Origin of the sequence: uncultured Flavobacterium sp. (assembly GCF_963975005.1) — a bacterium.
Classification (GTDB): Bacteria; Bacteroidota; Bacteroidia; order Flavobacteriales; family Flavobacteriaceae; genus Flavobacterium.
On sequence record NZ_CAXBFR010000165.1, the window covers coordinates 1 to 5,045 of the forward strand.

Sequence of the window (5,045 nt, forward strand, 5' to 3'; positions counted from 1 at the left end):
CTAAGATTGCCTTGTTGTTGCTTTTTGATGTAAAAAGCTTTAATTCTTTGGTAATAAGCTTGTTTTGTTATCCCAAAACATTGATAGAGCCATTTTATTTTAAACGGTTTCTTTTCCTTGTTTCTATCTCTTTTGCTAATGTTTTGGGTAACAACTTTTTTGACAATTCTTTTCCTGTAATGTCTTGAAAGTCAATAATTATATCTTGTTGAAGTTCTTTAATGAATTCTAGTTCTTCGACTTTTTCACGTAGTTTTTTTAGTTCATCGTTTTTGCTCATAACTTTAGATTTAGATTCAAAGTTACTTAATTTTTTTAACCAATAGTCAATAGAACTTCGAGAAACATTGTATTTATTTGAAGCGTGATTAACAGATATTTGTCCGTTATTAATTTGGTCAATGATGGAAAGTTTGAGATCAAAGCTTATTTTTTGATACTCTTTTTTTCGGCAGGGTTGTTTTTTCTGTGAGGTCATAAGTGTTCTAAAAGTCTTTAATTTTTAGTCAACCTATTTTAGGACGATGCATTTTTTGATATAGCAGGTAACGTTTTGCAGCTTGCAGAAGTGGTGATTAAGGATGTCAAAACTTTCGGTTAAACACTGTTTTGCAAGCACAAAACCAGCTTTAAATTAAGCCCAAAACCCGCCATTTTTGCAAACTGCTGTTACCCGATGTATTTAATTTACTTATTGAAATACAATTGGTTTAGTTGCTTTTGGAATTTTAACAATATGATAAGGTTGTGAATAAGAAGATGAAGTGTTTCCTGTTTCCAAATTTTCAACTGTTACAATTACATTTGTTTCATATTCAGTAATGTTGGTAATGTCTATGGTATGTCCGCCATTCCCATACACTTGATCAAAAATTGCTATAACTGTAAAAATTGTAAAATCAATTGTTGTTTCTTCAAAATTATTTTCTGTATGATAATTTCCTAAACCAATTGCTATGAATTGAGAATCAATTTGATTTTTTAAATTTACCCAATCAGAGTTATTATTTATTATAATGTTTTGTTGTATAACACCTTCAGAACCATTAAGTCTATACTTGCCTACTAACGTTGAATTAATAATAATGGGTACAAAAGGTGCTGTTATTGGTTCAGGTTCATCATTATTGTTACAACTTACAATAATGAAACTAACTAATAATAAGAATAAATTTTTCATAACATATATTTTTATTGTTTAACTAAAGTTTTAGCGTCTATAATTTGACCATTACAAATGAGAGCCACTGTATAAAAGCCATTTGGATAATTTGATATATTAATGTTTGTTTCAGAGCTACTTAAGTCTAAAACATAATTGTTGGAGGAGTTTGTTGTTCCATAACTACCTAATATCATTAAATAAGCCGAGTTTACTTCGTTTAATTTGTATGAAATTGTAACATTATTTGATGCTGGGTTTGGTGTTATTGTATTTAGAGTACTCGGTTTTAGATTTACATCAACTTCTGAGTAATCTTTAAAACCATCCACTGTAGCAATTACTTCTAATTTGTATTTAGTTGCTACTTGGGTTGCAATTATTAAATCTTTTCCTGTAAAAATTAAATTACCTGAAGAATCATACCAATTATAGATTGCCGATTCACTTATTTCAGCAGCACTAATTGTAATTGATTCATTTTTATCAACTTCTTTTTCACCACCTGCATCTGCAACAAAGACTGGTCTAGCTTCTTTTTTAATAACATAAGTTTCACCACCAATTATCTCCCCTGTTAGAGCATCTTTTTGAATAACATGATATACAAATTTTGATTTTTCACTTAATTCTTCGGTTAAAAAATTAAAATTTAAATCTAGAATACCAATTTCATTTGCATTAAAAGCTATGTTGTTAATTAAAACATTATTTCCTTTAACAGTCTTACTTTTTTCTTCTAAAGTTGGATCAACTTGTTGTGCTAATTTTCCACCTCTTACCCATGCATTATATAATACATCATTCATTTTAATAGTAACTTCAGCTTCATCATAAATTGGTTGCCCAGTTTCTAAATCTTCTTTTATTAGTTCAAGAAAAAAAGTATGTGGCTCGTTGAATGGATTTCCTACAGCAATTGTTCCGTTAGTTACATTCGCAACCAAGTCTACAATAGTTACATTTTTCCAAGCAATTCCATTGTTGTTTTGAACATTTGAATATAAATTATCTGTTTCGGTTAATGGGTCATTTGTAGCTTCAATGCGTGCTAATAAGCAAAAATGCCATTGGTCTGAACCAGCAAAACTATAGTCAGCTGGGTTAGGAACTAAAAACGGAATTTGTAAAACAATTTCTTGTCCTGGTTGTAAAACAGGAATTGTTGTTGACGGGTTTGGAGTAGATGGTGCACCTTGTAATGCACCATTTCCAAAAGTAGTTGAACCATTCCACGTAGCTGGCCATGATAAGGAAGTACCCGCTTTTGCCCAATAAAATTTTAATTGTTCATTTCCAATTGAAGGCACACAACTTTTATTGGTAACACGCACATAGGCATAGTTGGGAACTGTTGCACTATATTCTGGATTTTGATGTTCTTCTATAGCATCAGGTTGATTTCTAATCCAAATATCTGTACTTGCCCACATATAAGGAGTGATATTATTTGGTTCATTACCAATATCATCAGTACCATCTTTAACCATTAAATCTAAAGTAGAATTGTTCATTTGTTGAGCCATTATAACAGAAGCATAAGCATCAACTAAACCATAGCCAACTTCATTATGCCAAGAACCGTTTGGACGATTTGAAGAAGTAGAATAAGAATACCCACCCACTTTTTGAGAAGTTGATTCTATAATAGTAGCCACTTGTTGCTGTGTTAAACAAGGATTTACAGATAAAATAAGTGCTGCAATTCCAGAAACATGAGGTGCGGCATGAGATGTTCCATCCAAAAAATTCACAGTATTATTTAATGAAGTAGATAGAATACCTAAGCCTGGCCCAACTACATCTAATTTCACACCGTAAGCAGATTGTTGGCTACCTTGAAATATAGCTCTTTGTCCATTTTGATTAATAGCTCCAACAGTAATTATATCAGGATGAAAATTTCCTGGGTAATCTATTCCACCCCAATTTCCTGAGGCAAAAACAACAATTGAGCCTTTACCATTCCTACCAAAGGATATTGCATTTAAAATAGAATTTTCTAAAATTGTAGAGTGAAAAGTAGAATAAAAAACACCATTTTGGTCTCCCCAAGAACAATTTAATATATCAGCACCATTTTGCCAAGCCCAATTTATACCACTTGCATATTGACCAGTTGTTTGTCCTATTAAATTAAATGGTGACTTGCTAATACTAATGATTTTAGATTGGGGTGCAACACCTACTACCTGTAAATTATTATTTTTAACTGCTGCAATTGTACCTGCAATATGTGTGCTATGATCAACATCAAAATATACAACACTTGGAGAAGTGCCTGTTTCCATGTCATAACTTAAAGAAAAAATATTTGATGCTAAATCATTATGAGTTAATTCAATACCTGAACCATCAACCACAGCTACTTTTATTCCCAAACCTTCGCTTATACCCCAAGCTTGACATGCATTTATATCTATATTTGGATTTAAAGTGTTATTTAAACCCCAAAGGGCAGAAAAATTTGTATCGTTAGTGCAATTAGATTGTATATTATTTGGTGTGGAGTTATCAATAGTAATTGGCTCATTATTAAAATCAAACAAAAAACCTGGATCAATATCTTCAAAAAGATTAGTCTCCCAAAATTCAGTAGTTATAGTTAAACTGTTTTTGATTGAATTTGGATTTAATTTTAACATATACCACAATGGCATAAATGGTACTTGATCTACTATTTGTGCGTTTTTTAAAGTAGCTTGTTCTTGTAAAATGGAAAAATCATTTTGGGCTTTTAATTTAATGTAAAAAACATTTGAAATTCCAATTGAAGGAATACCATCACCTCTTTTGAAAAATAAATTGACATAATCAATATTTGAATTTGATTTTAAAGCATTAAACTTTTGATAAAATTCAATATCCGATGGTTCATTTATAAATTCTAAATCAGCAATTTTTTGCAAATTAATATTTTCTAATTGAAAATCTGAAACATTTAAGCTTGAAATTGAAGATTTTTCAAATTGTGAGTTTGTAATAATAGAAACCTTTTTTTTATCTAAAGTTAAAAATATTTTGTCCCCTTTATAATAATAAAAATGATTGCTCTGGGCATTTAGGATTAATGTGCCAAAGTGAAAAGTCAATAATATTAAAAATAGTTTCTTCATAATTTATTATTTAAAGTTAGTTGTTTTTTTTATAAATTCTTCTGTTTTATACGTTTTTTTTAATATATCGGGTAACGTTTAGTGGCTTTATAAAGTGGTTTGAATTAATCACTGACCAAAACAAATTTAAAACAAAATTATGATTTATAGAGGTTTTTCCGAAGGAAAAACCAAGCCTAAACCATTTTATAAAACCATTGTTAGCAATAGTTATTTTATCCTGACGACAGTAAGTTCAACTGTTTTCATTATGTTCTTGTCGTAACGAGATGTGATTTCTATTTGTTTTTCAAAAATCGGTTGGCATTTCAAAATCAAAATATCTTTATCGTCACGGATCTCTATAGTTTGGTCATCTTTTTTATATTTCCATTTCCAAGGAAGAGTAGGAATTATAAAATGTGAATTTCCAACACGCCAATTGAAATGTAAATTACTGTGTCTTTCAAACTTTATTTCGACAAAATCTCCATGCCCAAAATATTCCATTTCATTTTCTGAATATTCTTTTCCAGACCATTCTGGACCTAAGTTAACATGTTTTATTAATTTTAAAGTGTCGGATTTATAGAAAATACTATCTTTATTATTAACAAACCAAGCAGTTTTAACAAAATATTTTTTTTCAAACTTTTGAGCAAAAATAAAGCAAGACTGAAATGTTAGAATTAATAAAAGCCCAAATTTCAAGAAGTTTTTCATATAATTATTACTAACGTTTAGTGGCTTTATAAAGTGGTTTGAATTAATCACTGACCAAAACAAAT

General features: G+C 29.8%; 4 protein-coding genes. All 4 read right to left on the reverse strand.

Annotation, left to right across the window (positions count from 1 at the left end):
- Positions 1 to 94: 94 nt before the first annotated feature.
- Positions 95 to 478: a helix-turn-helix domain-containing protein gene (locus AACZ53_RS13735; RefSeq protein WP_051191496.1), complete on the reverse strand. Its 384-nt coding sequence runs from the start codon at positions 476 to 478 to the stop codon at positions 95 to 97.
- A gap of 213 nt (positions 479 to 691) precedes the next feature.
- The gene (locus AACZ53_RS13740) at positions 692 to 1,180 is read right to left on the reverse strand and encodes a protease complex subunit PrcB family protein (protein ID WP_339839602.1); all 489 of its coding nucleotides are present in this window, start codon (positions 1,178 to 1,180) and stop codon (positions 692 to 694) included.
- A gap of 11 nt (positions 1,181 to 1,191) precedes the next feature.
- Positions 1,192 to 4,278 carry a S8 family serine peptidase gene (locus AACZ53_RS13745; RefSeq protein WP_339839604.1) on the reverse strand — a complete coding sequence of 1,029 codons (3,087 nt, stop codon included), beginning with the start codon at positions 4,276 to 4,278 and terminating at the stop codon, positions 1,192 to 1,194.
- 210 nt (positions 4,279 to 4,488) lie between these two features.
- A partial coding sequence (locus AACZ53_RS13750) for a hypothetical protein (RefSeq protein WP_339839607.1) occupies positions 4,489 to 5,045 on the reverse strand: 557 nt, incomplete at its 5' end.